Consider the following 26,938-nt stretch of genomic DNA (forward strand, 5'->3'; position numbering starts at 1 on the left):
TCAGGACTCCAGTCAGGGTTAACGATGGGGATTGGCCGCGACCAGGCCGGCCGCCAGGGCCAGCTGCCACAAGCCGCGTTCGGTGGCCTGCTCGGCCAGCGTCACTTGGGAAAAACCGCAGGCATCGAGCGCCCGGCTGTAGCGGCTGCACAGTTGGACATTGCCGATCAGGATGATCGAAGGCAGGTGCACGCTGTTGCGTCGACGCCGCTGCACGCACGCCAGGGCCGACAGTTCATGGCCGATGAGCAGGCCGGACAGATAATCCGCTTGCGCCGTGGCGCTGAGTTCACCGGTCAGGCCAAGGCTGCGGGCGCTGAACAGGGTCGACAAGGGACCGATTTCGCCGTCCGTCGACAACGCCACCTGCACGCCGCGATCGAACGCGTCGCCATCGAATGACCCGCCACGCTGCTGGGTGCGCCCCAGGATGCTGTGTTCGCTGAGCACGGCGAAGATTTCGCCGGTCATGAAAGTATCGAAATGCACGATGCAGCCATCGGCCACTTCCACCCATTTCGAATGGCTGCCCGGCAGTCCGATCAGCAGATCGGCGCCCGCCTCGCCCGCCAGGTTGTGCAGCACGCCAAGCACCTGGGTTTCCTCGCCGCGCATCACGTTCGGCAGGCGCGAACGCTGGATCACGCCCGGCACGATGTGTACATCGACGCCGCGAAGGCTGCGTACGGTTTGCAGGGCGGTGCCGAGGTTGGCGACGTTCGCCGGCGTGTCGCGATAGGCCGCTTCGCGCCAGCCCTGGGCGCTGCCGACCATGCCGCAGGCGATCACCGGCAAGTCGGGCTGTTGGTCGAGCCAGTCACCGCAGGCTTCGTCAAACGCCAGTTCAAACCCGTCGACGCATTCGCGGCCGTTGATTATTCGCCCAGCCTTGGGCAACTGCATGATCCCCGACGACAGCGAACGCTGTTCGAGCACCTGGCCGCCCGCGGCCAGTTTGTAGGCACGTAATGAGGTTGTCCCCCAGTCGAGCGCGATCAATTGCGCCTGCATCGCTTCACCTGTTCTGTTTTTGGCAGTGAGTGAGGGGACTATAAACCTTGACGCCGATAAATCTCAATATATAAATATCACTCCCATATATTGGGATTTTTTATTTCAGGCAAAAAAAATCGCAGACGTTGATTTCTGCGATATTTGAAACATACACAGCCCTGGAGCCGGCTTGCTGGTGATCCAACCTGAGGTGCTGCGCTGCTCTCCAGATCGCCTTCGCTGGCAAGCCAGCTCCTACAGATGGGTCTACGCCGTGATTAATTACCGTCTGCGAACTCTCTCAGCACCTTGCCATCCATGCGGTAGCGAACCCACTCCTCCTGCGGCTGCGCACCCAGGGATTTGTAGAAGTCGATGGCCGGCGTATTCCACTCCAGCACGCTCCATTCGAAGCGCCCGCAGTCGTTGGCACAGGCGATTTTCGCCAGGTGGCGCAACAGGGTCTTGCCCGCCCCGCCGCCACGCTGCTCAGGCGTGATGTACAGGTCTTCGAGGTACAGGCAGTTGCTGCCCAGCCACGTGGAGTAGCTGAAAAAGAACACCGCAAAACCGATGGGCACGCCTGCGCGCAGGCAGATCAGGCCATGGGCCGTGGCCCCTTCGCTGAACAGGCTGCGTTCGATGTCGGCGACGCTGGCGATGACTTCATGGCGGGCACGTTCGTAGTCGGCCAGTTCAGTGATGAACGCGAGGATTTGCGGTGCGTCACTGGGGGTCGCCGGGCGGATTTCGATCGTCATGGACGTGCCTTGTCAAAAGTTGAAAACGCCATACTAAGGCGGTGCGTGGCGCTCGTCACATGGGAAATGAAAATGTCATCCCGGGCATTACTCCGCCCACCGCTAACCCTGGCATCGCGAACCTCGGACCTATCCTTGGCGCCCGGCGTGGTAGATAGAGGCCCTGGGTATCTATCGGGTCAAGGAACCGCGTCATGTCTACTGCAACACCTCAAGTTTCCAGCAAGTTGTTCGGCCTGTTTTGCCTGGCCAGCTACTTGCTGTCCCTGTCCTACGGCTCGACTTTTTTGCTGTCATTGCTGATCGGCTCTCGCGGGGGTAACGAGCACGATGCCGGCAGCGTGATTTCGGCGGCGATGCTCAGTACCTTCGCGGCGGTGATCGTTTCCGGCCACCTGTGCGACCTGCTCGGTGCGGCCCGCTCGGTGGCACTGTTCGGCTTGTTGCTGGTGGCCGCCAGCCTGGGCTTTGCCCTGACACCGGGCTTTGGCCAATGGCTGCTGTTTTTCGGGCTGCTGCTGGGCTTGGGCTGGGGGGGGTTCTATACCCTCGGGCCGATCATCGTCGCGAGCCTGGTGACGCCTGCGCAACGGGCGAAATATTTTGCCCTGCTGTCGGGCAGCATGATGAGCGGAATCGGCAGTGGTCCTTTGCTCGGTCGTGCCGCCAGTGCCTTGGGCTATCCGGTGACGGCCGCGTTTTACCTGGCCGCGCTGGCCAGCCTGATGGGCGTGTTGCTGTTCTGGAGACTGGATGGCCAGCTGAAAAAAGCGGCCGTGCCCTCGACTGCCGTGTCGCGGATTTCCTGGCGTGCCGCCGCGCAAGTGCTGTCGTCCCGGGCGGTGCTGCCGATCGTCATGGTCGGCCTTGGCGGTTGCGTTTTCGGCGGCCTGTCGAGTTTCCAGACCAGCTACGCCGCCGCGCGCTCACTGGACTATTCGCTGTTCTTCCTCGGCTTCATGGGTGCGGCGATCAGCAGCCGCCTGCTGATCGCCGGCTTCGTGGTCAAGCGCGATCCGCTGCGCGCCTCGTGCCTGCTGTCGGGCCTGATGATGGGCTCGATCCTGATGTTCGGTTTCGTGGTCGACGATGGCTTGAGCTATGTGTTGGCGGCGGTGATGCTCGGGGTCGGTTACGGCCTGACCTATTCGGTGATCAACGGCCTGGCCGCGAATGAGGCGCCGAACGGCACCACCGCGCAATCCTTGCTGCTGTTCAGTCTGTCGTATTTCATCGGCGTGTTCGGCTTCCCGCTGCTTGCCGGGAAAATCATCGTCGAGCAAGGAATGGCGACGCTGCTGTACACCCTGTTGGCGGTCGCCGGCCTCAACTGGCTGATCACCGTGGGTCGCCTGATCTGGCGTCGGCTGAGTTCGACCAGGTCATTGCTGCAAGCCTGAACCGTTCGTCGTTCATCAGGCACCAATCCGAAACGGGGGCGGACCAACATCAGGTAGGGACTCTAAATCAATGGAGACACCACCATGCGCACGCCCCGGTTGACCGCTCTCGCCCTCGCTGTCCTGCTCTCCCCGCTTGCCAATGCTGCCACCACCGCGTCCGGCACCGGCCCGACCAACCCGGTCGAATCGCCCAGAGCCCCCGCCATCCAGAGCGCCCCCGGCATCAACACCAACGGCACGGGCGTCGACAGCAGCCTGCCGCCGTCAACCGGTACCGATCCGCGCATCCAGGGCAACGATGCCGGCCGCCAGGGTGGCCTGAACCAGCCCGATACCAAGACACCCGATAACGCCGCCCCCGGCATCGGCTCGACCACCACCGAAGGTGGCTCGGGCTCTTTAGGGGGTGTGAGCCAATAGTTCACCGCACCACCTACCTATCGCAACGAAGAGGTAACCATGAACGTCGATAAAAACCTGGAAAAAGAAGTCCTGACCCGCCTGCTGCACGCCCACCCGAGTGGCCTGGGCAAGGAGGTGCTGGACAATTACCGGGGGGAGAAGATCGTCGCCAGTACCCTCGCCGAACTGCAGGAACGTGGACTGATCCAGCACGGCAACGTGCAGTGCAACGAGGACGGCGAGCACTCGCTGAATCTGCCGATCAAGCTCAGCGCTGCTGGCGTTGAGGCGGCACGCAAGCTGGATGTTTGAACCCATCAGCAAGCCTGGAGAAATCCCATGCCTCGTGGAACCAAAGACAAATACACCGCCGAGCAGAAACGCAAGGCCGAACACATCGAAGAGAGCTATGAGCACAAGGGCGTGTCCAGGGACGAAGCCGAAGCGCGTGCCTGGGCGACGGTGAACAAACAGTCCGGTGGTGGTGAGCGTGCCGGGGGTTCCGGGCGCAAGAAGCCGGCCAGTGCCAAGTCCGCGGATCGCAAGGAATCTGCACGTCGCGCCGTCGTCAGCCGTGACGGCCATCCGCGCAGCAGCAAGGTTTCGCGCGATACCCAAACCGTCGATAGTTTGAGGAAAGAGGCCCGGGCGAAAGACATTCCCGGGCGATCGTCGATGCGAAAGCAGGAGTTGATCGAGGCGTTGCGCGAGGCTGGTTGAAGATCGGTTGAATTTGAGGGCCTCTTCGCGAGCAAGCCCGCTCCCACATTCGACCGGTTTCTCCTTGAAGAAATGCGATCACATGTGGGAGCGGGCTTGCTCGCGAAAGCGACAGATCAGACGCCGCAGGTCTTCCTGATCAAATCATCCACCTCAGCAGCCCCCGGCGAAGTCGCCGGCCCCCACCGGGTCACCGCCAACGCCGCTGCCGCATTCGCCCTTCGCGCCGCATCAAACGCCGACAACCCCTGCGCCAGCCCCGCCACGAACACCCCGGCATGGGCATCGCCGGCGCCATTGCTGTCCACCGCCTGCACCTTGAAACCCGGCACATGCCGACGCTCGCCCTGCTGATGAATCCAGCAGCCCTGGGGCCCGTCACGCACTACCAAGAGCACGTCGCGCGGCAAATGCTCGACCAGACGATCCAGCGCCTGAGCAATGTCCGGCGCACCGGTAATCTTCAGCGCTTCGACGCTGTTGCTGGTCCATACGTCGATGCGCGCCAGCAGCGCCTGCATCACCGGCATGTCCGGCGAATCCACCAGCGGCCCCGGATCGAACACCACCTTGACCGCGCCCGGCAACGCCAAAACCCAATCCACCAGCGCCTGTGCCTTGCCCGCCTGCAGCAGGCTGTAGCCGCTGACGTAGACGTAATCGCCCGCCTCGGCCGGCACACTGGTCAGGTCCTGCGCAGTCAACTCGCCTTCGGCGCCGATGTAGGAGACGAAACTGCGTTCGGCCGAAGCGTCGGTGATGGCCACGCACAGCCCGGTGTCGCGCTCGGCAGGGTCAGCGATGCCGATCCGGATGCCTTCGGCATTCATCGCCTCACGCGCCAGGTCACCGAAACGTCCGCTGCCGTGGCGACCGAGGTAGACCACCGGCAGGCCGTTACGTTGTGCGGCCGCCATCACATTGAAACCGCCGCCCGCTTCGAAACTGGCGGACTGCGCCAACACGTCGCCTCCCGCTTGCGGCAATTGATCCACGGCCATGACCAGGTCGATGATGACCTGGCCCGTGTGCAGCATCTTAGGCATGAGCATTCTCGACCATTGCGGCACGACGGTCCTTCGCCCCGCCGAGTACCAGATAAATGCCACCGGCGACCACAAAGGTCACGATCCAGCCGAGGCCGTTATGCCCCAGCCACGAGTCGGACAGGAATCCCTTGAACCAGACGTTTTCTGCCGTGGTGCCGATGGTGGTGAAACTGAACCCGAGCACGATCGCCAGCGCCCAGGCACCGAACGCGCGCCACTCGACGCCGCCGCGATACCAGTAGGCGCTGCTCGGGCTGACGTCCAGCAGGTCCTTGGGGCTGTAGTAGTGACGATGAATCAGGTCGACCACGAAGATCCCGACCCACGCCGTGATCGGCACTGCCAGCAGGGAAATGAAGGTGATGAACGGGCCGTAGAAACTGTCGGCGATCAGCATGAAGTAGATCGAACCGGCGAAGATCGCCACGATGTCCACCACCACGGCGTAGACGCGCTTGACCTTGAGGCCGAGGGTCAGCGTGGTGAGGCCGGCGGAGTATACCGACAGGTTGTTCGACAGCAGCAGGCCACCGAAGGCGGTGATCAGGTACGGCACGGCCATCCAGGTCGGCAGCATGTCGCGGATGGCGATGATCGGGTCGGTGGCCTGGGCCAGGTCGTTGTTGCCCACCGACAGCAGGCCGCCGAGGGTGATCAACAGCACCAGTGGGATGCCCGCGCCGAACGCCGCCGACGCCACCAGGCGCACGGCCTTGACGCTGCGGTGCTGATAACGGGACATGTCGGCACCGGCGTTCGCCCAGCCGATCCCGGTGCCGGCGGCCATGGTGCCGATACCGATGATCATTGCGCTCATCGGCGCTGGCGTGGCGTTGAACACCGCACTCCAGTCGATGGTGGCGCAGAGGAAGCCGCCGACCAGGATGTTCAGGGCGCCGAACACGTAGGTCGCCCATTTCTGAATCACCAGCAGCGTGGCGTGACCGAGGCCGGAGACCGACAAGGTCAACAGTACGAAAATCGCGATGAACACCAGGGTCAGCAGCGGCGCGCTTTTCGCTTCCACCGGCGAACCAAAGAGGATCGAGCACAGCGACAGCAAGACGAACGCGGCGGTGGTGGTGTTGACGGTTTCCCAGCCCAGGCGCGACATCAGCGAGACCAGGGTCGGGCCGATATTGCCGCGCACGCCGAAGATGGCGCGGGACAGGGTCAGGCTCGGTGCGCGGCCACGACGACCGGCAATGGAAATGATCCCGACCACCGCGAAGGAACCGGCGGCACCGAGGATCGCGACGATGACTGCCTGCCAGATCGCCAGGCCGCGAAAAGCCACGAGGGTCGCACCCAGCGGCAGGCCGAGGATGGAGATGTTGGCGGCGAACCAGACCCAGAACAGCTGCAGCGGATGCCCATTGCACTCGGCCTCCGGCACCGGCTCGATGCCGCGGGTTTCCAGCTGCCCGGCGTTCTGCCCGGCGTTCGATGAACTCATGAAAAATGCTCCTGTTGCCATTTTTGTGGTTGTGGGCAAGGTAGGAGCTGCCGCAGGCTGCGATCTTTTGATCTTGATTTTCAGCGACCTCAAGACCGCCAAAGATCAAAAGATCGCAGCCTGCGGCAGCTCCTACAGGGGATTTGTGTTCCTCAGCGCAGGGTGAGGAGTCCTTTCACAAGGGGCTCCAGCTCCAGCTCATTGACGGCCTTGATCGTGTCGACCATCTCGACCGGCCAACTCGCCAGCCCCAGGCAGGCCCCGAGCATCGCCCCCAGAATCGCCGCGATGGTGTCAGTGTCACCGCCCAGGCTGGCGGCCATGCACAGTGCGTCGAAGGCGCTCATTTCGCCGATGGCCACTTGCTGGGCCAGGGCAAACGACACCACCACCGACTCCTGGGAAGCCACCGAAGTGCCGATAACGTCGTACAGCAGATCGGCGAGCAACAGCTTGTCACTGTCGACGCTGATGCTGCGTGCCCAACTGATGCGCGAAGCGATGCGACCGCCAGCCACCCAGTGGCCATGGCCTTCGGCTTGCTGGGCAAATTGCTGGCCGAGGTTCAATGCCTCGCCCAGGTCCATGCCGTTGATGCCGGCGGACACCACCGCCGCCACCGCCGCTGCGCTGGAAATGCCCAGCGTGGTGTTGTGGGTGACCTGGCAGGCCTGTACCACGGCATCGATGAAACGCTCGGGATTGGCCACGTCGGCAGCAATCCCCACCGGTGTGATACGCATGGCCGCGCCGTTGGTGGTGCCGTAGCGCCCGGCCTCTTCAGGCGAATGGCCGGCAAGGATCATCTCGATCGCCCGCTTGGTCGAAGGGCCGAGCAAGTCCTGCGAGCCCTTGGCCTGCATCACCGCTTCCCATTCGATCAGGCGTTGAGCAAGGACCGAGGGTTCAATGTGGCCTTTGCCCTCGACCAACAACTGACCGACCAGGATCGCCTGTTCAGTGTCATCGGTGATCGAGCCCTTGGGCATATTGGCGGCGATCGGTTGATCGGGACCGGCATCTTCAAGGTGGGTGATGTCGCCAAAGCGCGCCTGGATCTGGCCGCGGCTCAGGGATTGGGTCGGCATGCCCAGCGCGTCGCCCAGGGCCAGGCCGTAGAACGCGCCAAGCGCACGATCGAGGGCGGTCATTTCGAAGGTCCAAATTGCAGGTGCAGACGAAAATGCACAGGGTCGAGCAGGCTTTCCACCTGCTCCATGAAGCGGTGTTGCCGGTCATAGGTGGTGCGCAAGGCCCTGAGGAATACCGTGCCGACCGGACGCCCCAGCAGCTCCGCATCTTCGGCGTTCAACGGTTCGGCGCCGATCCATTGATCACCACGTTCGCTGATGTAGCCATAGGCGGCCAAGGTAATGGTCAGCGAATTATCGATCAGGCCAACCCGCGGCAGGCTTTCCAGGCCTCCGCTAGCGGGCATCAATGAGCGTTCGAGGGAGACCAGCGTGCCGTCATTGGTGCGGCGGCGACGGTCGAGGGTGATGAATTGGTCGGTGCCGAAACGCAATAGCAGGTCAGGACGGGTCACCGCCTCGAACCGCAACACTTCGGTATTGACCAGCGCGCCGCTGTCGGCCAGGGCCTGGGCCCAGCCGCTGCGCTGATCCAGTGCCACACCGTCGAAAGTGACGATGGAACCGACCCCGCTTTGCGTCGCAATGTAGTTGCGCCGTTTCAACTCGGCCAGCGCTTCACGCAAGGTTCCTCGGCTGACTTTGAATTCCTGGGCCAACTGATGCTCGCCCGGCAGATGAAAGCCGTCTTCCATGAGACCGCTTTCAATACGCCGGATGAGTTCGTCGACCACCCGTTGTTTCTTGTCGAATCGTACCTGTCTAATCATGTACAAATTAGTAACCGATACATGTTATGACGGGCAAGGAATATTTATGGGAGGTGACAGAAGGGAATGGAGTCGAAGTGGGAGCGGGCTTGCTCGCGAATGCGGTATGTCAGCCACTGTTTAGTTGACTGACACACCGCATTCGCGAGCAAGCCCGCTCCCACACTGGATCGCCTGCACATTCAGTCTTGTGCAGGACACAGGTTGATCAGCGCTGTTTCAGGCGATCAATTACTACCGCCAGCAACAGGATCAAACCCCGAATCACATACTGGTAGAAGGTATCGATGTTCTTCAGGTTCATCGCGTTCTCGATGATCGCCAGGATCAACACCCCGGCAATCACATGCCGGATCATGCCGATCCCGCCACTGAGGGACACGCCACCCAGCACGCAAGCCGAGATCACCGTCAACTCGAAACCCTGCCCGATCATCGGCTGGCCCGAGGTCATGCGCGACGCCAGGATCACCCCGGCCAGCGCACCGATCAGGCCGTGAACGGCGAAGATGATGATCTTGGTCCGGTCGACATTCACGCCCGCCAGCAGCGCCGCTTCCTGGTTACCGCCGATGGCCATGGTGTTGCGCCCGTAGGTGGTGTAGTTGAGCAACCAGCCGAAGAACAGGAAGCAGACGATGGTGATCAGGATCGGCACCGGCACGCCAAACAACTGGCCGTTACCGAACACGAAGAACGACTCCTGGGACACGCCCACCGCTTTGCCATTGGCGAAGATGTAGGCCAGGCCGCGGACGATCTGCATGGTCGCCAGCGTGGTGATCAGCGCATTGACCCGCAGCTTGGCGATCACGATGCCATTGATCAACCCGACGATCAGTCCCATCGCCAGTGCTGCACTGACCCCGAGAAAGAGACTGTCGGTGTCACGCATCACTACGGCGGCAACCACCCCGGCGCAGGCGATCACCGAACCCACCGACAGGTCGAAGTGCCCGGACGCCAGGCAATACAACATGGTGCACGCCGCGATCCCGGTGGTGGAAATCGCCAGGCCCAGGCCACGCATGTTCAAGGGCGAGAGGAAGTTGTCGATCATCAAGGTGCAGAGCACGAAGATCCCCACGGCCGCCAGCAACATCACCCAGTCGTCGAGAAAGCGCCGCAGGTCCAGGGGCTTGCGCGGGGTTGGCAGTGCGTCGTTTTGGCTTGTCATCATAGTCACCTCTCAGTTCGCCACGCCGTCAGCGCGTTGGCGCGGCAAAGCCAGTTGCAGCAGGTTGGATTCATTGGCCTGTTCGCGGCTCAGCTCGCCGCGCAGGGCGCCTTCGCACAGCACCAGGATGCGGTCGGAAATACCCATCACTTCCATCAGGTCGCTGGACACCACGATCACCGCAATGCCACTGGCGGCCAGGTCATGGATGATCTGGTAGATTTCCGCCTTGGCGCCGATGTCGATGCCGCGGGTGGGCTCGTCAAGCAGCAGGACTTTCATCGGCATCGACAGCCAGCGACCGAGAATGGCCTTCTGCTGGTTGCCACCGGAGAGAAACTTGATCGGCTGGCCGGCGTGCGGTGTTTTCACCTTGAGCGCCTTGATCTGCTTGTCGGCGTTGCCCTTCTCCCACAAACCGCGCAACAGGCAACCGAAGGTGGAATGCGCACCGCGGGCGCTGATATTGATGTTCTCGGCAACGCTCGCCAGCGGCAGGATGCCTTCCTTCTTGCGGTCCTCGGGACAGAGCAGGATCCCGGCCGCAATCGCGTCCCGGGGTGAGCGCAGTTTCAATTCATGGCCGCGCAGCTCAAGGCGACCGGCACTGTTGCGTTCCAGGCCGCTGAGCAGGCGAAACAACTCCGTGCGCCCCGCGCCGACCAGGCCGAACAAGCCGAGAATCTCGCCTTTGTGCGCGTCGAAACTGACCGGTTCACGCAGGCCCGGCCCGAGCAGGCCGTCGACCCTCAACGCCACCGCACCGCGCGGGCGCGGGCGGTAATCGTAGATGTCCTGGATGTCGCGACCGACCATGCAGGTGACCAGTTGATCGTGGGTCAGTTGGCTCATGTCTTCGAAGGTGCGCACGTAGCGGCCATCCTTGAACACCGTCACCGCGTTGCAGATGCGGAACACTTCCTCCATGCGATGGGAGACGTAGAGCACCACTTTGCCCTCGTCGCGCAGGCGCGCGATGATCGCCATCAAGCGGTCGATCTCCCGCGCCGACAGGCTGCTGGTGGGTTCGTCGAAGGCGATGACATGGGCGCCACGGGACAAGGCCTTGGCGATCTCGACCAGCTGCCGCTGGCCGAGGGACAGGCGCCCGACCTTCTCCTGCGGGTCGATTTCGTCGGCCAGCCCCTTGAGACAGGCCAGGGCCTGCTGGCGCAACGTGCCGCGATTAATCAGGCCGAAACTGGCGGGCAGGTGACCGAGAAAAAGATTCTCCGCGACCGTCATTTCCGGCACCAGGTGCAGCTCTTGATGGATGACTGCAACGCCGCTGCCGATGCTGTCGGCGGTGGACTTGAAGGCCATTGTCTGGCCGCCGATCTGCAGCTCGCCACTACTCGGGATGTAGGCGCCGCCGAGGATTTTCAGCAAGGTCGACTTGCCGGCGCCGTTCTCGCCCATCAAGGCATGAACCTGCCCCGGATGGGCGACGAAGTTGATGTTGTCCAGCGCCTTCACCCCGGGAAAGGTCTTGCCGATCCCGTTGAAGCGCAAGCTGAGTCCGGCGGGATGTTTCTGTACTTGTGTTTGCGCGTGCATAACCACCTCATCACACAGATCAGGCAACCCCGTTGCCGGGGCCGCCAATGAAATCAACCGGCCCTCAATTCCACAGGCCGATCTTTTCCAGTTCCTGCTTGAAGTTGTCGCGCGTGATCAGCGTCACGTCGTCCATGGCGGTGTACTTCGCCGGTTCTTTGCCGCTGGTAACCCACTCGTACATCATGCTGGCGGTGTTGTAGCCCTCGATGTGCGGGCTGGGCAGCATCGAACCGTAGAAGCCGCTGTCGGGTTTCTTCAGCTCGCCAATGGCGTCGGTGCCGTTGATGCCGATGCCGATCACGTTCGCCGCGGCAAAACCGGCGGCCTCGGTGGCACGCACGCCGCCGAGCACGGTGTTGTCGTTCATGCCGCCGATGATCAAGTTCTTCGCCGCGCCCGGCAGTTTCACCAGCGCCGAGTTGGTGGCGTCCATGCTGCCCGGTACGTCGAGGGTTTTCAGGGCGGAGAAGAGGATGTGGTCCTTGGGCATGCCCGCATCCTGCAAGGCCTTGACCGAACCGTCGGTGCGTTTTTTGCCGGTGTCGAGTTCGTTGTAGGTGTTGATCACGGCATAGGTGTCTTTCCATTCCCAGCCGCGTTTTTTCGCTTCGGTGGCCATGGCGCTGCCCTGCTTCTCGCCGACTTCGAACGCCGCCATGCCCAGGTACGGCACGTCTTCCATGAACTTGCCGCTGGCATCGACGAAGCGGTCATCCACGGCGATCACTTTCAAGCCGTTGAGCTTGGCCTTGGCCATGATCGCCGGGCCCAGGGACACGTCCGGCGGGCAGATCACGAAACCCTTGGCGCCGTTGGCCGCCAGGCTGTCGATGGCCGACAGGGTTTTCTCGCCATCCGGCACGGCGATCTTGATCAAGGTGAAGCCCTTATCCTTGCCGGCCTTTTCGGCGAATGCCCATTCGGTCTGGAACCAGGGCTCTTCCGCTTGCTTGACGAGGAAACCGATTTTCACTTCTTCGGCCGCCAGCAGCGTGCTGCTGAGACTGACCGCGCTGACCGCCAGGGCGGCACAGCACAGGGTACGGATGGCATGACGACGATTCATAAGCTGACTCCTTGTTGTTTTTGTTGAGCGTACTGCCAATAGTCATATCGTATGATGATTGGATTTCAGGCGTAGCTTTACACCGGAAAACCGGACGACTCAGTCGTGGTACATCACTGAGCGCCCGCCATCGATGGTGATGCACGAAGCGTTGATGAACGGCGCTTCATCACTGGCCAGGAACACCGCGGTCATGGCCACCTCGATCGGCTGGCCGATGCGGCGTGGCGGATGCAGGTCGAAGGCGCGCTGACGTTCGGCATGGGGGTCGGCAAAGCCGTTCCAATAGTCGACGTTCAATTGGGTCTCAATGTAGCCCGGTGCGATGGCGTTGACGCGAATGCCCTTGGGTGCGTATTCGATCCCCAGGGCGCGGGTCAGGCCGAGCAGGCCGTGCTTGGCCACCGGATAGGGGAAGCAGCCCGGAATGATGTGGGTGGAATGGGTGGACGCGATGTTGATGATGCTGCCGATGCCCTGCTCGATCATCTGCGGCAACACTGCCTTGCAGCCGTACCAGGCGCCATCGAGGTCGATGGCGAAGCAGCGACGCCAGTCTTCCTCGGTCATTTCCAGCGGATCGCGGAACACGTTGACCCCGGCGCAATTGACCAGCACGTCGATTCGCCCGTGCAGCTCGACCGCCAGCCTGGCCATCGCCTGCAGGTCTTGCGGCTGCGAAACGTCGGCCTTGATCGCCACCACGTCAGCCCCTTTGCCCCGCCACTGCGCCGCGACATTTTCGACTTTTTCACCCTGGATATCGCTGATGACCAGCTTGGCTTGCTGGGACGCGAAGGTCGCCACGATCGCCTCGCCGATGCCTTGGGCGGCGCCGGTCAACAGCACGACTTTATTTTTCAGGCGCTCGCCCTTTGGGGGTTCGGGCACTGGTGGCAGCGAAAGAGGTTCAGCCATGGATCAGGACTCCTGTTCGAAAGCACGACGAAAACCGGGCATCGGTGGATGTCCGGTCAAAAGGCGAGTGGAAGAAACAGGCAGGCGCGAAAACGTTTCAGCCCTGAGGTACTCTGAAACGCGGACTCCACGCGGGAGTGCGGGGGAATATCGCTGCATCACTTCACCTGTTTTGTTTTTTTAAGTGTGAGTGCGTGTAACTGATGGAGCCGACTATAAACCCGGCTCGCCGATAATCTCAATATATATATTTACATCCCATATTTAGGGATTTAACCGGCGAATCGGCTACAGAGCTTTCCTGCAACGTCGACGCGGATCGCCAGTACCGCTCCATCCAGCGGATGCCCAAGCGGACTCGCGGCACTGGTGATGTACAAAGTTTTCAGGTCGGCATCGCCAAATACGCAACTGGTCGGACGGCTGACGGGCAGTTCGATCACCCGATCGACCTGCCCGTCCGGTGTCAGCCTGAGCAGGCAACTGCCATCCCATCGGGCATTCCAGATAAAACCTTCGGCATCCATCGCCGAGCCGTCCGGGCCGCCGCGGGTGTGGGGGCCGAACCAGGCCTGTGCCGGTTCGAGGTGGCCGTCGGTACGGATGAAATGCCGGTACAACGTGCCGTCGAGGCTGTCGCCGAAATAAACGCGGGTGGCGTCATCGCTCCACAACAACGTATTGGGAATGCCCAAGCCACGCAGCAGCGGCGTCACCCGTGCGTCGCGATCAATGCGGAACAGGCCACCGGAACGCCGTTCGACAGGCAGGTCTTCGCCCTGCTCGCCAATGTTGTTTTGCAAGGTGCCGAGCCAGAGCCGGCCCTGGGCATCGCAGCGGGCCTCGTTGGCGCGGTTGCCGGGGTGCGGATCGGCGACGCAGAACAAGGTCAGTCGAGGCGCTAGTCCAGGTGAATCCAGATCCAGCCGATACACCCCGCTGCTCAAGGTCACCAGCGCATCGCCGCTCGCACAGGGGATGAACGCCGACACGTGCTCCGGCATCTGCCAGATCTGCACGTTGGCGCCGATCAAGCGCAGCGCCTGTTTGCCGGCGATGTCCACCCAGTACAGCGCCTGGGTCGGCGCATCCCAGAACGGGCCTTCGCCGAGCTGGGCGCGGTGTTCGGTCACTGCGGTGCACTCCATGAATCCTCCTGCATTGTTCTTGTTTTTATTTGTGTAGAAGCGTCCAACGATGGAGTGTCAGCTACATCGACGTCGACTGATACTCCATCGCGAGCAAGCTCGCTCCTACCCTGTCGGCCATCACTTGTGGGTAGAAGCGTTTGATCGCCAGGTCAGCGTTATCGATCAGGGTCATGCAGGCCCAGACGCCCCGCGCGGTATCCCGGGCGGCGATGGCGTCGGCCATATCTTTATGAATCGGCAAGGTGCGGCGCAGTTCGTCGGGGTCGGCGGCGGACACTTCGAAACACACGGCCAGCAGCGCGCCCAGGGCCGGGACCATTTGTTCGATGAATTGATTGTGGCTGGCGGCGAGGATGCACTCGTGGAAGAGCTGGTCGGCGCGGTTGTAGTCGACGCCGCTGTCCACTGCTCGCTCCAACGCGTTGTAGGCCAATGAAATGGCGTCGAGCTGTTGCGCGGTTGCGCGTTCGCAGGCCCAACGCACGGCCATCGGCTCGATGGTGCGGCGCAGGTCGAGCAAGTCATCGACGAAGTTTTCCGGCAAACCGCTGCGGGACAGCCAGCCGACGACTTGCGGATCGAAGAGGTTCCAGCGCCGTACCGGCAACACCCGCGTACCGACCTTCGGCCCGACCTCGAGCATGCCCTTGGCGACCAGGGTCTTGATGGCTTCGCGGATAACGGTGCGGCTGACACCCAGTTGTTCGCCGAGGTCGGCTTCGACCTTGAGCGCCTCACCAGGCTTGACCTGCCCGGCAGCGATCCAACAGCCCAGCCAATCGACGGTCGACGCATGAAAACTGCTGGACATGGACACCTCAAAGCCGTTCGCGATGGGTGTCCACGCTAATCATCATATGATTGGCTGTCAATCACATTAAAATAATACATAGATCAAATGTGGGAGCGGGCTTGCTCGCGAAAGCGTCTGTACATCTAACATCCATGTGTCAGGCACACCGCCTTCGCGAGCAAGCCCGCTCCCACATTTTGACCGATTAAGGCTCTAGACCGATGGGGAAGAATTCACCGCCACTCCACACCCCCAACCAGCGCTGACCCTCGATCTCACGGCTCACCGCCAGCTCAACCAGTTGATAGAACACATTGCGATGGATTAGCGCTTCGAGGTTGGTGCGCACATGCACATAGGGCGCCGGCTCTTGTGTGTCGGGATCGATGACCACGCGAATCGGATGCTCGGTGCCGGCCTCGGCAGTCTCATCGACATTGGTGGTGAAGCGCAGGACCTGCTTCTCGCCCTTACCTTCCACCTCCACGGCAATCGCCACAAAGGGCGCGTCATCGACCTTGATGCCAACCTTCTCCACCGGCGTGATCAGGAAGTAATCATCACCGTCGCGGCGAATGATGGTGGAGAACAGCTTGACCATCGGCTTGCGCCCGATCGGCGTGCCCAGGTAATACCAGGTACCGTCGCGGGCGATGCGCATGTCGATGTCGCCGCAGAAGTCGGGGTTCCACAGGTGGACCGGTGGCAAGCCTTGGGTCTTGGGGATTTGCCCCAGCAGGTCGTTGGCTTTTTGCGGGCCACTCATGGCGTTCTCCTTGAAATTACTGGTCGCTGAGCCCCAGCAGGCTGCGCGCGTACTGTTGCAGCGGCGGGCCCATCAGGTCTTCGGGTTTTTCGTCGTGGAAGGTCAGCAGACCACCACGACCCTGGATACGTGCAGTATCAATCAAATACTGGGTGCTGGTCTCGATCAACATGACCTGAATCACTCCGGTGTCGATACCGAGGCGATCCAGGGCTTCCTGGTCCAGCCACTCATCCGAGTTGCCGATGCGGTCATCGGAGTTGGCGAAACGCGTATAGAGCAGGTAATGGGCACCCACGGCACGGGCTTCGCCCATGGCCTGGTCAAGACCTTGCGGTGTGCGGGCGCGGCGGACCATCGGGAAATATTCGACGAAACCATCGAAGGCGACTTCGGCGATCACGTTGGGGCGCGGGTAGACGGCACTGCCAGGCGGCACGAAGGCGCCCTGGGCAATGTAGACGAAGGAGTCCGGCTGAATGCGCAGGTTGTTCACCCGGCGGCTGTCGCTGTGGTCCAGCAGGCCGGCGTCGCTCATGTGGTAGCGAGTCCCTTCGGCCATGTCGCTGACATTCATGCAGCCACCGAGCGCCAATATGGCCAGCAGCAAAACCAGGCTACGCATCCTATCCTCCAGAGGCCGGTGACGGAAAACCGGCGAATGGCCGTGGGATGCAGCTTTTGCGCCAGCTCAGCCGCCAATAATCTTCATGACCGTGGCACCACCGGAAAACGCCACTTCCTGCTTATCGCCCAATGCCTTGACCAGCAGTCGCTGCAACGCCGGCAAAGCCTGATGGCGCGGTTTGTCCAGCAGGTCGCCGACATAGTGGCGATTGCTCGACGACAGGCAGCCATGCAGCCAGCCAGTGGAGGACAGGCGCAACCGTGAGCAGGTACGGCAGAACGGAACGCTTTCGTTGGCAATCACGCCAAAATAGCCCTGCCCCGGAATCTCGTAGCGCACGGCGGTGGCATCGACAGGCGCATCGGCCTGGAGATACTCATATCGCTCGCCGATCAGGCTCAGCAGCTGTTGCAGGCTGACAAACTGCTGCAGGAAGGCATTGGAGTCGCTGGCCAGGTGGCCCATGCGCATCAACTCGATAAAGCGCAGTTCATAGCCACGCTCCAGGCAATAGTCGAGCAGTGGCATCACCTGGTCGAGGTTCTGGCCGCGCAGCGGCACCATGTTGACCTTGACCTTCATGCCCGCTGCACGGGCCTGGTCCATGCCGCCGAGCACCGTCGCCAGGTCGCCGCCACGGGCAATGCTGCGAAACGCAGAGGCGTCCAGAGTATCGAGGGAAACGTTGATGCGTCGAATGCCGGCGTCGATCAGGATCGGCAGCTTCTTCGCCAGCAGCTGCCCGTTGGTGGTCAGGCTGATGTCCTGCAGCCCCATCTGCCCGACCGCGGCCATGAAGGCTTCGAGTTTCGGGCTGACCAGCGGTTCGCCACCGGTGATGCGCAAGCGCTCGATGCCCGCCGCTTCGATCAGGTAGGCCACCCCGCGTGCCATGGCTTCGGCCGACAATTCATCCTGCGCAGCCACCAGCCGCTTGCCGTTGGGCACGCAGTAGGTACAAGCGTAATTGCAGGCTGAGGTCAGGCTGACTCTTAAATTGCGAAAGCGCCTGCCTTGACGGTCGACGATCATGATGACTCCGGCGAAGAATATACGGGCTGGTAAAACTTGACTCACAAATCAAGTTTTAGCAAGCCCTATGCCTGAGTATATTCCTGCGGTACTGCGCCATGTAGAGAAATCATGGGCAATAAGGCGGCTGAATGGCTCAGCTGCTCGGGGTGTCGTTGTCGCGCTTGCGCTTGTTGCCCATGCGCACGCCGATGTCCATCAGGAACTGGAAGAAGCCTTCCTGGTCTTCCAGCACGTTGCTCCAGAACGGCGAGTGATACAGCGCCACGGCACCGTGTACCAGCGCCCAGGACGCGCAGTAATGGAAGTAAGGCGGCACGTCTTCAAGCTTGCCTTCGCTGATCCGGCCCTTGATGAGCAAGGTCAGGCGTTCGAAGTTGGAGGCGCGGATCTTGTGCAGTTCCTCGACCATCTCCGGTACCTGGTTGCCCTTGACGACCTTCTCTTCCAGGCGGTCAAACAAGCGGTAACGCTGGGGATCGCGCATGCGGAATTCGAAATAGGCGCGGGACAGGGCTTCCTTGTCCTTGTCGACATCGGCCGAATGCAACAGCTCGTTCAAATCGCGCTCATAGTCGAGCATCAGGCGCAGATAGATCTCGGCCTTGGACTTGAAGTGCTTGTAGATCGTGCCTTTGCCGATACCGACAGCATCAGCGATCATCTCGACGGTGACACTGTCTTCACCCTGGTCGAGGAACAGCTTGAGCGCGGTATCGAGAATTTCTTGCTCGCGGCGACGAAACTCACGGACCTTACGAGGTTCTTTATGCATAAGAAAAGGTCTGTAGGGGTCAAAATTCGAAGCCGCGTATTATGCCTAAATTACGCCAAAATGCACGGATCATCCGTCCATATCTGTGTTTCTTGATGATTTCGCGCAAGACAGCCGCTTGATGAGAACTCTTCTGAAGCGTGCGTATTCCAAATTTGTTTAAAAACCGCAGCCTACAAACTGGACGGTGCGAAATACTGATCAATACTTGAACTGTCGGCGGGGCATCTCCCCCAAGTGTCACGCCGATATTGGTACCAACGGACCGCGTGCCATTGTTTTACTCCTAATGGTCTTAACCCGGATTCACCCCCCAGAACCCGGGTTTTTTTTGCCTGCGATTTAACCTTTCACATGCGCCAGCGGGAACAACCGCTTGAAGTTCTCGGTGGTCTGCTCGGCAAATCGCTCGTAAGCCTCCCCCCGCAACATTGCCAGAAATTCCGCTACCTCACGAACGTACTGCGGCAGGTTCGGCTTGCCACGGTACGGGATCGGCGCCAGGTACGGTGAGTCGGTTTCCACCAGCAAACGGTCGGCCGGCACCTTGCTCGCCACGTCGCGCAGCGCGTCGGCATTGCGGAACGTGACAATCCCGGACAGGGAAATGTAGTAACCCATGTCCAGCGCGGCTTTCGCCATGTCCCAGTCCTCGGTGAAACAGTGCAGCACGCCCGCCTGGGGCAGCGCCGCTTCACGCAGCAGGTCCAAGGTATCGGCGCGGGCACCACGGGTATGGATGATCACCGGCTTGCCGGTCTGCTGGGCCGCTTGCAGGTGCAACCTGAAGGATTGCTGCTGCAACTCTGCCGCTTCCGGTTCGTAGTGATAATCCAGGCCGGTTTCACCGATCGCCACGACGCGCGGATGATTGAGCTCGTGCAACAGCCAGTCCAGCGCAGGCGCCGCACCCGGCTGCACGTCCAGCGGATGCACGCCGACTGAACAATCGACGTCGTCGTAACGCTCAGCCAGGGCTTTGACATCGGCCGCGTTGTCGGCGCTGACACCGATGCACAGGAAGTGCCCTACCCCGCGCTGGCGGGCCGCCTCGAGGGCGGCATCCAGCGAGCCGTCATGGGCGGCGAGGTCAAGGCGATCGAGGTGACAATGGGAATCTACGAGCATAAAGGGCTGCAACTTACATCGTATGAGTGGGACAGTCGGTTTGTCTGATACCTGGAGTCTAGGCGCAGACGGTTACCTCTGGGTAGGCAAAGTCGCCCATTGCACCAGCAACGCCTCCAGCAACAACACCCGGTTGAGGTTGGCTTTGCTCAACACTTTCTGCCGCTGGGCGAGGATCCAGTCCTGGATATTCAGGACTTTGTCCTGCGCGGTTTTTTGCGCCAGGTACTGAATCACCTTGCGCATGTCCATCAGCCCCAGGCCTTCTTCATCCTGGGTCAGCTGATAACGCAGGATCAGGCTCGACCAGTCACAAAACCAGTCGAACAGCAGCAACAACGGAATCGCATTCCAGCCCTCGGCCAGCTGCGTCGGCGATTGTTGCTGCTTGAGCAATTTCTTCACCCCATCGACCACTTGCGCGCGCTGCTCGCGCACGCCTTGGGCGTGCAGGTTGACGGCGGCCAGCGGCGAACCGGCGGCCAGGGTCAGTAACTCGACACGTTCTTCCTGCGAACAGTCGGGCAAGGCCCTGGCCAGCCAGTCCAGGCTCATGGCCTCGCCCGGCAGCGGGCAGGCTTGCTGCACACAGCGGCTCTTGATAGTCGGCAACAGCCGGCTGGGCTGGTGGCTGACCAGCAGCAACACGGTGTCGCCGGACGGCTCTTCCAGGCTTTTGAGCAAGGCGTTGGCGGCGTTGATGTTCATCGACTCGACCGGCTCGATCAGCACCACCTTGCGTCCACCCAGCTGTGCGGTCTGCACCACGAAACTCACCAGGTCGCGCACCTGGTCGACCTTGATCGCCTTGTCGGCCTCTTCCGGCTCCAGGATGTAGTTATCGGGATGACTGCCGGCCTTGAGCAACAGGCACGACTTGCATTCGCCACAAGCGCCCTGGGCGGTCGGGCGCTGGCACAGCAGGCTGGCCATCAGGCGCTCGGCCAGCGCGCGCTTGCCGATCCCGGCCGGGCCATGCAGCAAATAGGCGTGGGCGTGTTGCGCACGCCCGGCCAGCTGCTGCCAGAGACTGTCCTGCCACGGATAGGCGTCAGCCACGGCTTAACTCCAGCAGGCGTGGCAGCAAGGCATCCAGGGATTGCTGAACCTGCGCCAACGGCTGCGCGGCGTCGATCAGCACGTAACGCGCAGGCTGCGCCGCCGCGCGCTTGAGGAAAGCACCGCGCACGGCATCGAAAAAGGTCCGGCCTTCCAGCTCGAAACGATCCAGGCGTCCGCGGGCACTGGCGCGCGCCAGGCCCACTTCCACCGGCAAGTCGAAAATCAAGGTCAGGTCGGGACGCAGGTCGCCCTGAACAAAGCTTTCCAGGGTCTCGATACGCTCCAGGGACAGGCCACGGCCACCGCCCTGGTAGGCGTAGGTCGAATCGGTGAAGCGATCACACAACACCACGGCACCACGGGCCAGCGCCGGGCGAATGACTTCGGCCAAGTGCTGGGCGCGCGCGGCGAACACCAGCAACAGCTCGGTGTCCGGGTTCATGACTTCTTCGATCGGCGCCAACAATACTTCGCGGATGCGTTCGGCCAGTGGCGTGCCACCCGGTTCGCGGGTCAGCACCACCTCGATACCGGCCGCACGCAGGCGTTCGGCCAGGTATTCGCGATTGGTGCTCTTGCCGGCGCCTTCCGGGCCTTCCAGCGTAATAAACAAGCCAGTCACAGGCAGTCCTTAGTCAGATTCATTGCGGGCTTTGCGGTGTTGTTGCATTCGGTTGTGGTTCAGGCTCCGGGTGCGCCTGCGGAGCAACTGCAGGTTCAGGCGCAGGCTCTTGCACGGGAGGTGCAGCCTCGGGCGCCGGGTCGGGTGAAGCCGCCGGGACAGGGGGCTGGGCCTCGGGAACCTCAGTAGCCTCAGCAGCCCCAGGTTGCGCCGTCTCGGCTGGCGGCACCTGGGTATCCGGCGCTTCGGGCGTTTCGGGCGCGGTCGCCGGCGCCGGGCTGGAACGGTAATCGGCGCGACGTTTGAGCTGGAACTCTCGCACGGCGTTGTTGTGCGCGTCCAGGTCATCGGAGAACACATGGCTGCCATCGCCGCGAGCCACGAAGTAAAGGCTGCTGCCCTCCACCGGATTGAGCGCCGCATGGATGGCTTCGCGGCCGACCATGGCAATCGGGGTCGGCGGCAGTCCGGCGATCATGTAGGTGTTGTAAGGGGTCGCTTCCTTCAGATGGGCGCGGGTCAGCTTGCCGTTGTAGCGGTCACCCAGGCCGTAGATCACCGTCGGGTCGGTTTGCAACAGCATGCCGATCGCCATGCGACGCACGAACACCCCGGCAATCTGCCCGCGCTCCTGTGGCACGCCGGTTTCCTTCTCCACCAGCGAGGCCATGATCAGGGCTTCATACGGGCCGGAGTAAGGCAGGTCGGCCGCCCGCTGGTTCCACTCCTTGGCCAGCACTTCGTCGAGGCGGTCGTAAGCGGTTTTCAGCAGCTCGGTGTCGGACATACCGCGCACGAAGCGGTAAGTGTCGGGAAAGAATCGCCCTTCAGGAAAAATCCCGTTGTGGCCGAGTTTGTCCATGACCTGACTGTCGCTCAAGCCGTTCAGGGTTTGCTCGAGTTTTTCTTCCTTGGCCAGGGCCGCACGGACCTGGTGGAAATTCCAGCCTTCGACCAGGGTCAGGCTGTACTGCACCATTTCCCCGCGCTTCCACAGATCGATCAGGCCTTCGACGGTCATACCCGGCGTCATGCGGTACTCGCCGCTGTGCAACGGCTGTTTTGGTAAGTTGAAGCGCCAATAGACGCGCAGCCAGAAGGAGTCCTTGATGACGCCATCGGCTTCCATGCGCAGGAAAGTGCGGTTCGGGGTGGTGCCCTTGGGCACCTCAAGCAGTTCTTCCTGTGTGATATTCAGCGGCTGCACCAGCGCCGAATGAATTTTCCAGGCAGAAGCACCTAACGTCAGCCCCGCCAGAACCAGTCCGGTTTCCAGCAGCAGCAAGAGTTTACGTCTCACGTATCAAGCATCCAGTAGCGCGCGGGCAATGGTTTGGAGTTTACGGGTGAGCGGCCCAACCGGCCAGCTCAGTGCTGCATAGGCGCGCACCGGCCAAACGCCATACACGCTGTTGCAGACAAAGACTTCGTCAGCGTCTTGCAGCTGCTCAAGCGTGATATCGGTGATTTGTATGGGGATGCCCAACGATTCGGCCTGAGACAACAACTCGGCACGCATCACACCTTCTACGCCGCAGCAGCTCAAATCCGCGGTGATCAACACGCCGTCACGCACCAGGAACAGGTTGCTGAAAACGCCCTCGATCACGCGACCGGCCTGATCGAGCATCAAGCCTTCGGCATGTTCGGTATCCTGCCATTCGGCGCGCGCCATCACCTGCTCAAGACGATTCAGGTGCTTGAGCCCTGCGAGAAGAGGTTGCAAGGAAAGGCGTGTGGTGCACGGGAACAGGCGTATGCCCTGCTCTGCATGGGCGTGCGGGTAAACCGCAGGAGGATTACCCGACAGGATACGACGGGCCTGGGCCGAAGGATCGAAAGCGTAACCGCGCAGGCTGTCGCCGCGGGTAACGATCAGCTTGATTACGCCTTCGTTCAGCTGCTCGGCATAGGTCAACAATTCCGCGACCACGGCAGCATGATCAAGATTGATCGCCAACCGCCGGCAGCCCCTGGCCAGCCGCACCAGATGACGATCCAGCAGGACCGGAAAGCCATCATGCACGGCGATGGTCTCGAACAGACCGTCGCCGTAGGCCAGGCCGCGATCCTTCAGCGACAATGCGTCAGCCGGCTGACCGTCGACCCAGCTGTCCATCAACCTGCGAACCGGCGGAACACCAGCGAGCCGTTGGTACCGCCAAAACCGAAGGAGTTGGACAGGACCACATCGATATCCATGTTGCGCGCGGTGTGCGGCACGAAATCGAGGTCGCAGCCTTCGTCCGGCTCGTCGAGGTTGATGGTCGGTGGCGCCACCTGGCTGTTGATCGCCAGCACGCTGAAGATCGCCTCCACCGCGCCCGCCGCGCCCAGCAAATGCCCGGTCATCGACTTGGTCGAACTGACGGCCATCTTGTAGGCGTGCTCGCCGAACACCGACTTGATCGCATTGACTTCCGCGAGGTCGCCAGCCGGCGTCGAGGTGCCGTGGGCATTGATGTACTGCACTTGATCGCCATTGATCCTGGCGTCACGCAGCGCATTGGTGATGCAGCGCGCAGCCCCGGCACCATCGGCGGGTGGCGAAGTCATATGGTAGGCGTCGCCACTGGTGCCGAAACCGATCAGTTCGGCATAGATGGTCGCGCCGCGGGCCTTGGCGTGTTCCAGCTCTTCCAGGACCAGCGCACCGGCGCCATTGGACAATACGAAGCCATCACGGCCCTTGTCCCATGGACGGCTGGCGCGGGTCGGCTCGTCGTTGCGGGTCGACAGTGCGCGGGAGGCGCCAAAACCGCCCATGCCCAGGCCGCAGGCGGCCATTTCGGCGCCACCGGCGATCATCACGTCGGCTTCGTCGTACATGATGTTGCGCGCAGCCATGCCGATGCAGTGCGTACCGGTGGTACACGCCGTGGCGATGGCATAGTTAGGCCCCTGTGCCCCCAGGTGGATGGACAGGAAACCGGAAATCATGTTGATGATCGAGCCAGGCACGAAGAACGGAGAAATTCGTCGCGGGCCGGTCTCATGCAAGGTGCGGCTGGTTTCTTCGATGTTGGTCAGCCCACCGATACCCGAACCCATGGCCACGCCGATGCGCTCGCGGTTGGCGTCGGTGACTTCCAGGCCGGCATTGCGCACTGCCTGGAAACCTGCGGCCAGACCGTACTGAATGAACAGGTCGAGCTTGCGCGCTTCCTTGAGCGACAGGTATTCCTCGACATTGAAGCCCTTTACCGAGCCGCCAAAACGAGTGGAATAGGCAGAAAGGTCGGTGTGTTCGATCAGACCAATGCCACTGCGGCCAGCCAGAATGCCCTGCCAGCTGCTCGGCACATCAGTGCCCAGTGGCGACAACATACCCATACCGGTGACTACGACGCGTCTACGCGACACAGCACTCTCCTTTTTTCAAATGACGACTTTGCATCAGGCCTAAAGAAAAAACCGCACGCCATGATGGCAGTGCGGTTTTTCCATGACAGCGAGCAACGATTACAAACTATTACGCCTGGTGGGCAGTAACGTAGTCGATTGCAGCTTGTACAGTAGTGATCTTCTCAGCTTCTTCGTCAGGGATTTCGGTCTCGAATTCCTCTTCCAGAGCCATCACCAGCTCAACGGTGTCAAGGGAGTCAGCACCCAGGTCTTCAACGAAGGAAGCAGTGTTGACCACTTCTTCTTCTTTAACGCCCAGTTGCTCGGCAACGATTTTCTTGACGCGCTCTTCGATGGTGCTCATACCTTGTTTTCACTCCTAATGGACAAATTCAGGCAGCTGGCCAGTGGGTAAGTGTATAGAAAGACTTTTCAGCTTTTCAACTGAAAGCTTCACTCCTCAAACCCGGCGACCCGCTGCCTATAAATAGATTGCAGCTTTATAACGGATTTTAGACAGCTCGTATGACATTTTTTTGAAACGATCCGTCACATTTAACTCATGTACATCCCGCCGTTCACCGGGATTGTAGCCCCAGTAACGTAAGCCGCACCGTCCGACGCAAGAAAAGCGACCACAGACGCGATCTCTTGAGCTTGCCCCAGACGACCCAGCGGAATCTGCGTCTGCAAGGCTTCACGCTGTGCCTCGGGCAGTTCGCGGGTCATATCGGTATCGATGAACCCTGGGGTCACCGAGTTTACCGTAATCGAACGCGAACCGACTTCACGCGCCAGAGAGCGGCTGAAACCTTCCAGGCCGGCCTTGGCGGCAGCGTAGTTTACTTGGCCTGCGTTGCCCATGGCACCCACAACCGAGCCAATACTGATAATTCGTCCCCAACGGGCCTTGGTCATACCGCGCAAAACGCCCTTGGACAGGCGGAACAGACTGTTCAGGTTGGTATCGACGACGCTATGCCACTCGTCGTCTTTCATCCGCATCATCAGGTTATCGCGGGTGATGCCGGCATTGTTGACCAGGATCGCCGGCGCACCGAACTGCGCCTGGATGCTCGCCAGGACAGCCGCCACGGACTCGTCGCTGGTGACATTGAGCTCAAGGCCAGTGCCCTGAATGCCGTTTTCCTTCAGGGTGGCGGCAATGCGCTCGGCACCCGAGGCGGAGGTCGCGGTGCCGACAACGATGGCGCCCTGACGACCCAGTTCCAGGGCGATGGCCTGGCCGATACCGCGGCTCGCACCGGTGACCAGTGCAACTTTACCTTGCAGACTCATGCAAGCTTCTCCTGATTCAGGCCAGCGCTGCACGGGCGGCAGCGAAAGCGTCTGGGGTGTTGAGATTGGAAGTCGATACGCCTTCGGCGCAGCGCTTGTTCAGACCGGCCAGTACTTTGCCCGGGCCGCATTCGACAAGATTGGTCGCGCCTTTGGCGGCCAGGGTCTGCACGGATTCTACCCAGCGTACTGGCTTGTACAGTTGCTCGAGCAGATCACGCTTGAGGGTTTCCAGATCCGCCGGCACCTGGGCGCTGACGTTCTGTACCACCGGGATCTGCGGGGCCTGCCAATCGATCGCCGCGATCGACTCGGCGAAACGCTCGGCCGCCGGACGCATCAGTTCGCAGTGCGACGGCACGCTGACCGGCAACGGCATGGCACGCTTGGCGCCACGGGCCTTGCAGCCTTCGATGGCACGCTCGACCGCAGCCTTGGCGCCGGCGATGACCACTTGGCCCGGAGAGTTGAAATTGACCGCGCTGACCACTTCGCCCTGCGCCGCTTCGGCACAGGCAGCCAGTACGTCGGCGTCTTCCAGGCCGAGGATCGCAGCCATGCCGCCCTGCCCGGCCGGAACAGCTTCCTGCATCAGCTGGCCACGGCGCTCGACGAGCTTCACCGCGTCCGCCAGGCTCAGGCTGCCAGCCGCCACCAGGGCGCTGTATTCGCCCAGGCTGTGACCGGCGACATAAGCCGGACGCGCGCCGCCTTCAGCCAGCCACAGACGCCACAGGGCGATCGAAGCGGTGAGGATCGCCGGTTGGGTTTTATCGGTCTGGTTGAGTTGCTCTTCCGGCCCTTGCTGGGTCAGGGCCCACAGGTCGTAACCGAGGGCATCGGAAGCTTCTTTGAAAGTGTCGAGGACGACCGGGTGTTGCGCGCCCAACTCGGCCAGCATGCCGAGGGACTGCGAACCCTGTCCCGGAAAGACGAATGCGAGGGAAGCAGACATGTAACAAGCCCCTAAT

30 protein-coding genes are annotated in these 26,938 nt (G+C 61.6%); 5 read left to right on the top strand and 25 right to left on the bottom strand.

Features of this window, described 5'->3' with window-relative positions; genetic code table 11:
• Nucleotides 1-18 precede the first annotated feature (18 nt).
• Nucleotides 19-1,011 carry a 2-dehydro-3-deoxygalactonokinase gene (locus DKB71_RS25560; protein WP_408598221.1) on the bottom strand — a complete coding sequence of 331 codons (993 nt, stop codon included), beginning with the start codon at nt 1,009-1,011 and terminating at the stop codon, nt 19-21.
• Nucleotides 1,012-1,271: 260 nt separating this feature from the next.
• Nucleotides 1,272-1,754 carry a GNAT family N-acetyltransferase gene (locus tag DKB71_RS25565; protein ID WP_274072986.1) on the bottom strand — a complete coding sequence of 161 codons (483 nt, stop codon included), beginning with the start codon at nt 1,752-1,754 and terminating at the stop codon, nt 1,272-1,274.
• 194 nt (nt 1,755-1,948) lie between these two features.
• Between DKB71_RS25565 and DKB71_RS25570 the strand changes: the two genes are divergently transcribed.
• From DKB71_RS25570 to DKB71_RS25585, 4 genes are all read left to right on the top strand, one after another.
• The gene (locus DKB71_RS25570) at nt 1,949-3,154 is read left to right on the top strand and encodes an MFS transporter (protein WP_408598224.1); all 1,206 of its coding nucleotides are present in this window, start codon (nt 1,949-1,951) and stop codon (nt 3,152-3,154) included.
• A gap of 84 nt (nt 3,155-3,238) precedes the next feature.
• A complete protein-coding gene (locus DKB71_RS25575; protein ID WP_274072984.1) occupies nt 3,239-3,577 on the top strand; it encodes a hypothetical protein in 339 nt (112 codons plus the stop codon).
• A 39-nt stretch (nt 3,578-3,616) separates the two neighbouring features.
• Complete coding sequence (locus DKB71_RS25580; protein ID WP_274072983.1) at nt 3,617-3,871, top strand: hypothetical protein; 255 nt, start codon at nt 3,617-3,619, stop codon at nt 3,869-3,871.
• Nucleotides 3,872-3,898: 27 nt separating this feature from the next.
• Nucleotides 3,899-4,279, top strand: a complete 381-nt coding sequence (locus tag DKB71_RS25585; RefSeq protein ID WP_408598226.1) for a Rho termination factor N-terminal domain-containing protein — start codon at nt 3,899-3,901, stop codon at nt 4,277-4,279.
• Nucleotides 4,280-4,395: 116 nt separating this feature from the next.
• On the opposite strand, the gene DKB71_RS25590 is transcribed toward DKB71_RS25585, so the two are convergent.
• Nucleotides 4,396-5,325, bottom strand: coding sequence for a PfkB family carbohydrate kinase (locus DKB71_RS25590; protein WP_408598228.1), 930 nt, complete (start codon nt 5,323-5,325; stop codon nt 4,396-4,398).
• Nucleotides 5,318-6,784 carry a cytosine permease gene (locus DKB71_RS25595; RefSeq protein WP_274072980.1) on the bottom strand — a complete coding sequence of 489 codons (1,467 nt, stop codon included), beginning with the start codon at nt 6,782-6,784 and terminating at the stop codon, nt 5,318-5,320. The genes DKB71_RS25590 and DKB71_RS25595 overlap by 8 nt, the downstream gene beginning before the upstream one ends.
• On the opposite strand from DKB71_RS25595, the gene DKB71_RS25600 reads away from it, so the two are divergent.
• Nucleotides 6,783-6,950, top strand: coding sequence for a hypothetical protein (locus DKB71_RS25600; RefSeq protein WP_274072979.1), 168 nt, complete (start codon nt 6,783-6,785; stop codon nt 6,948-6,950). The genes DKB71_RS25595 and DKB71_RS25600 overlap by 2 nt on opposite strands.
• Here the strand turns inward: DKB71_RS25600 and DKB71_RS25605 are convergent.
• The 21 genes from DKB71_RS25605 to fabD form a co-directional block, all read right to left on the bottom strand.
• Nucleotides 6,937-7,935, bottom strand: coding sequence for an ADP-ribosylglycohydrolase family protein (locus tag DKB71_RS25605; protein ID WP_408598231.1), 999 nt, complete (start codon nt 7,933-7,935; stop codon nt 6,937-6,939). The two genes, DKB71_RS25600 and DKB71_RS25605, sit on opposite strands and share 14 nt — an antisense overlap.
• Entirely contained in the window at nt 7,932-8,645 is a 714-nt protein-coding gene (locus tag DKB71_RS25610; protein WP_408598233.1) for a GntR family transcriptional regulator, read from the bottom strand. Before DKB71_RS25610 ends, DKB71_RS25605 begins: the two co-directional genes overlap by 4 nt.
• A 208-nt stretch (nt 8,646-8,853) precedes the next feature.
• Entirely contained in the window at nt 8,854-9,822 is a 969-nt protein-coding gene (araH, locus tag DKB71_RS25615; RefSeq protein ID WP_408598235.1) for an L-arabinose ABC transporter permease AraH, read from the bottom strand.
• A 12-nt stretch (nt 9,823-9,834) separates the two neighbouring features.
• Nucleotides 9,835-11,379 (bottom strand): L-arabinose ABC transporter ATP-binding protein AraG, encoded by a 1,545-nt coding sequence (gene araG / locus DKB71_RS25620; protein ID WP_408598237.1) that lies wholly within the window; start codon nt 11,377-11,379, stop codon nt 9,835-9,837.
• A 64-nt stretch (nt 11,380-11,443) separates the two neighbouring features.
• The gene (locus DKB71_RS25625; protein WP_274072974.1) at nt 11,444-12,448 is read right to left on the bottom strand and encodes a substrate-binding domain-containing protein; all 1,005 of its coding nucleotides are present in this window, start codon (nt 12,446-12,448) and stop codon (nt 11,444-11,446) included.
• 99 nt (nt 12,449-12,547) lie between these two features.
• Nucleotides 12,548-13,366, bottom strand: coding sequence for an SDR family oxidoreductase (locus tag DKB71_RS25630; RefSeq protein WP_274072973.1), 819 nt, complete (start codon nt 13,364-13,366; stop codon nt 12,548-12,550).
• Nucleotides 13,367-13,638: 272 nt separating this feature from the next.
• Nucleotides 13,639-14,514, bottom strand: coding sequence for an SMP-30/gluconolactonase/LRE family protein (locus DKB71_RS25635; protein ID WP_408598240.1), 876 nt, complete (start codon nt 14,512-14,514; stop codon nt 13,639-13,641).
• Nucleotides 14,515-14,575: 61 nt separating this feature from the next.
• A complete protein-coding gene (locus tag DKB71_RS25640) occupies nt 14,576-15,328 on the bottom strand; it encodes a FadR/GntR family transcriptional regulator (RefSeq protein WP_406591464.1) in 753 nt (250 codons plus the stop codon).
• A 187-nt stretch (nt 15,329-15,515) separates the two neighbouring features.
• Nucleotides 15,516-16,076: a DUF1285 domain-containing protein gene (locus tag DKB71_RS25645; protein WP_274072970.1), complete on the bottom strand. Its 561-nt coding sequence runs from the start codon at nt 16,074-16,076 to the stop codon at nt 15,516-15,518.
• Between the two features lie 16 nt (nt 16,077-16,092).
• Nucleotides 16,093-16,701, bottom strand: coding sequence for a DUF4823 domain-containing protein (locus DKB71_RS25650; protein WP_323628401.1), 609 nt, complete (start codon nt 16,699-16,701; stop codon nt 16,093-16,095).
• Between the two features lie 66 nt (nt 16,702-16,767).
• Nucleotides 16,768-17,736 carry a GTP 3',8-cyclase MoaA gene (locus DKB71_RS25655; RefSeq protein ID WP_274072968.1) on the bottom strand — a complete coding sequence of 323 codons (969 nt, stop codon included), beginning with the start codon at nt 17,734-17,736 and terminating at the stop codon, nt 16,768-16,770.
• Between the two features lie 136 nt (nt 17,737-17,872).
• A complete protein-coding gene (locus tag DKB71_RS25660) occupies nt 17,873-18,511 on the bottom strand; it encodes a TetR/AcrR family transcriptional regulator (protein ID WP_274072967.1) in 639 nt (212 codons plus the stop codon).
• Nucleotides 18,512-18,853: 342 nt separating this feature from the next.
• Nucleotides 18,854-19,639 (bottom strand): TatD family hydrolase, encoded by a 786-nt coding sequence (locus DKB71_RS25665; protein WP_274072966.1) that lies wholly within the window; start codon nt 19,637-19,639, stop codon nt 18,854-18,856.
• Nucleotides 19,640-19,711: 72 nt separating this feature from the next.
• Entirely contained in the window at nt 19,712-20,698 is a 987-nt protein-coding gene (locus DKB71_RS25670; RefSeq protein ID WP_274072965.1) for a DNA polymerase III subunit delta', read from the bottom strand.
• The gene (gene tmk, locus DKB71_RS25675; RefSeq protein ID WP_274072964.1) at nt 20,691-21,323 is read right to left on the bottom strand and encodes a dTMP kinase; all 633 of its coding nucleotides are present in this window, start codon (nt 21,321-21,323) and stop codon (nt 20,691-20,693) included. Before tmk ends, DKB71_RS25670 begins: the two co-directional genes overlap by 8 nt.
• Nucleotides 21,324-21,342: 19 nt before the next feature.
• On the bottom strand, nt 21,343-22,623 hold the full coding sequence (gene mltG / locus DKB71_RS25680) for an endolytic transglycosylase MltG (protein WP_408598244.1): 1,281 nt from the start codon (nt 22,621-22,623) through the stop codon (nt 21,343-21,345).
• 3 nt (nt 22,624-22,626) lie between these two features.
• Nucleotides 22,627-23,442, bottom strand: a complete 816-nt coding sequence (pabC, locus tag DKB71_RS25685; RefSeq protein ID WP_408598246.1) for an aminodeoxychorismate lyase — start codon at nt 23,440-23,442, stop codon at nt 22,627-22,629.
• Nucleotides 23,442-24,686: a beta-ketoacyl-ACP synthase II gene (gene fabF / locus DKB71_RS25690; RefSeq protein WP_077185643.1), complete on the bottom strand. Its 1,245-nt coding sequence runs from the start codon at nt 24,684-24,686 to the stop codon at nt 23,442-23,444. Before fabF ends, pabC begins: the two co-directional genes overlap by 1 nt.
• 109 nt (nt 24,687-24,795) lie before the next feature.
• Nucleotides 24,796-25,032: an acyl carrier protein gene (gene acpP / locus DKB71_RS25695; protein WP_007987170.1), complete on the bottom strand. Its 237-nt coding sequence runs from the start codon at nt 25,030-25,032 to the stop codon at nt 24,796-24,798.
• A 191-nt stretch (nt 25,033-25,223) separates the two neighbouring features.
• Nucleotides 25,224-25,967 (bottom strand): 3-oxoacyl-ACP reductase FabG, encoded by a 744-nt coding sequence (gene fabG, locus DKB71_RS25700; protein WP_274072961.1) that lies wholly within the window; start codon nt 25,965-25,967, stop codon nt 25,224-25,226.
• Nucleotides 25,968-25,983: 16 nt separating this feature from the next.
• Entirely contained in the window at nt 25,984-26,922 is a 939-nt protein-coding gene (fabD, locus tag DKB71_RS25705; protein WP_033043587.1) for an ACP S-malonyltransferase, read from the bottom strand.
• Between the last annotated feature and the right edge of the window lie 16 nt (nt 26,923-26,938).

It is taken from the genome of Pseudomonas sp. PLMAX (genome assembly GCF_046042685.1).
GTDB classification, from domain to species: Bacteria; Pseudomonadota; Gammaproteobacteria; order Pseudomonadales; family Pseudomonadaceae; genus Aquipseudomonas; species Aquipseudomonas putida_AE.

Excerpts from the sequence above, each read along its gene's own strand:
- DKB71_RS25630 (WP_274072973.1), bottom strand. The coding sequence starts at position 13,366 with ATGGCTGAACCTCTTTCGCTGCCACCAGTGCCCGAACCCCCAAAGGGC.
- DKB71_RS25600 (WP_274072979.1), top strand. The coding sequence starts at position 6,783 with ATGAAAAATGCTCCTGTTGCCATTTTTGTGGTTGTGGGCAAGGTAGGA.
- DKB71_RS25625 (WP_274072974.1), bottom strand. The coding sequence starts at position 12,448 with ATGAATCGTCGTCATGCCATCCGTACCCTGTGCTGTGCCGCCCTGGCG.
- DKB71_RS25635 (WP_408598240.1), bottom strand. The coding sequence starts at position 14,514 with ATGGAGTGCACCGCAGTGACCGAACACCGCGCCCAGCTCGGCGAAGGC.
- araG (WP_408598237.1), bottom strand. The coding sequence starts at position 11,379 with ATGCACGCGCAAACACAAGTACAGAAACATCCCGCCGGACTCAGCTTG.
- DKB71_RS25580 (WP_274072983.1), top strand. The coding sequence starts at position 3,617 with ATGAACGTCGATAAAAACCTGGAAAAAGAAGTCCTGACCCGCCTGCTG.
- DKB71_RS25665 (WP_274072966.1), bottom strand. The coding sequence starts at position 19,639 with ATGCTCGTAGATTCCCATTGTCACCTCGATCGCCTTGACCTCGCCGCC.
- fabD (WP_033043587.1), bottom strand. The coding sequence starts at position 26,922 with ATGTCTGCTTCCCTCGCATTCGTCTTTCCGGGACAGGGTTCGCAGTCC.
- DKB71_RS25660 (WP_274072967.1), bottom strand. The coding sequence starts at position 18,511 with ATGCATAAAGAACCTCGTAAGGTCCGTGAGTTTCGTCGCCGCGAGCAA.
- DKB71_RS25650 (WP_323628401.1), bottom strand. The coding sequence starts at position 16,701 with ATGCGTAGCCTGGTTTTGCTGCTGGCCATATTGGCGCTCGGTGGCTGC.
- DKB71_RS25570 (WP_408598224.1), top strand. The coding sequence starts at position 1,949 with ATGTCTACTGCAACACCTCAAGTTTCCAGCAAGTTGTTCGGCCTGTTT.
- DKB71_RS25610 (WP_408598233.1), bottom strand. The coding sequence starts at position 8,645 with ATGATTAGACAGGTACGATTCGACAAGAAACAACGGGTGGTCGACGAA.
- fabG (WP_274072961.1), bottom strand. The coding sequence starts at position 25,967 with ATGAGTCTGCAAGGTAAAGTTGCACTGGTCACCGGTGCGAGCCGCGGT.
- pabC (WP_408598246.1), bottom strand. The coding sequence starts at position 23,442 with ATGGACAGCTGGGTCGACGGTCAGCCGGCTGACGCATTGTCGCTGAAG.
- DKB71_RS25585 (WP_408598226.1), top strand. The coding sequence starts at position 3,899 with ATGCCTCGTGGAACCAAAGACAAATACACCGCCGAGCAGAAACGCAAG.
- DKB71_RS25595 (WP_274072980.1), bottom strand. The coding sequence starts at position 6,784 with ATGAGTTCATCGAACGCCGGGCAGAACGCCGGGCAGCTGGAAACCCGC.
- DKB71_RS25565 (WP_274072986.1), bottom strand. The coding sequence starts at position 1,754 with ATGACGATCGAAATCCGCCCGGCGACCCCCAGTGACGCACCGCAAATC.
- DKB71_RS25645 (WP_274072970.1), bottom strand. The coding sequence starts at position 16,076 with ATGAGTGGCCCGCAAAAAGCCAACGACCTGCTGGGGCAAATCCCCAAG.
- DKB71_RS25575 (WP_274072984.1), top strand. The coding sequence starts at position 3,239 with ATGCGCACGCCCCGGTTGACCGCTCTCGCCCTCGCTGTCCTGCTCTCC.
- DKB71_RS25605 (WP_408598231.1), bottom strand. The coding sequence starts at position 7,935 with ATGACCGCCCTCGATCGTGCGCTTGGCGCGTTCTACGGCCTGGCCCTG.
- acpP (WP_007987170.1), bottom strand. The coding sequence starts at position 25,032 with ATGAGCACCATCGAAGAGCGCGTCAAGAAAATCGTTGCCGAGCAACTG.
- DKB71_RS25655 (WP_274072968.1), bottom strand. The coding sequence starts at position 17,736 with ATGATCGTCGACCGTCAAGGCAGGCGCTTTCGCAATTTAAGAGTCAGC.
- DKB71_RS25590 (WP_408598228.1), bottom strand. The coding sequence starts at position 5,325 with ATGCCTAAGATGCTGCACACGGGCCAGGTCATCATCGACCTGGTCATG.
- DKB71_RS25560 (WP_408598221.1), bottom strand. The coding sequence starts at position 1,011 with ATGCAGGCGCAATTGATCGCGCTCGACTGGGGGACAACCTCATTACGT.
- DKB71_RS25640 (WP_406591464.1), bottom strand. The coding sequence starts at position 15,328 with ATGTCCAGCAGTTTTCATGCGTCGACCGTCGATTGGCTGGGCTGTTGG.
- araH (WP_408598235.1), bottom strand. The coding sequence starts at position 9,822 with ATGACAAGCCAAAACGACGCACTGCCAACCCCGCGCAAGCCCCTGGAC.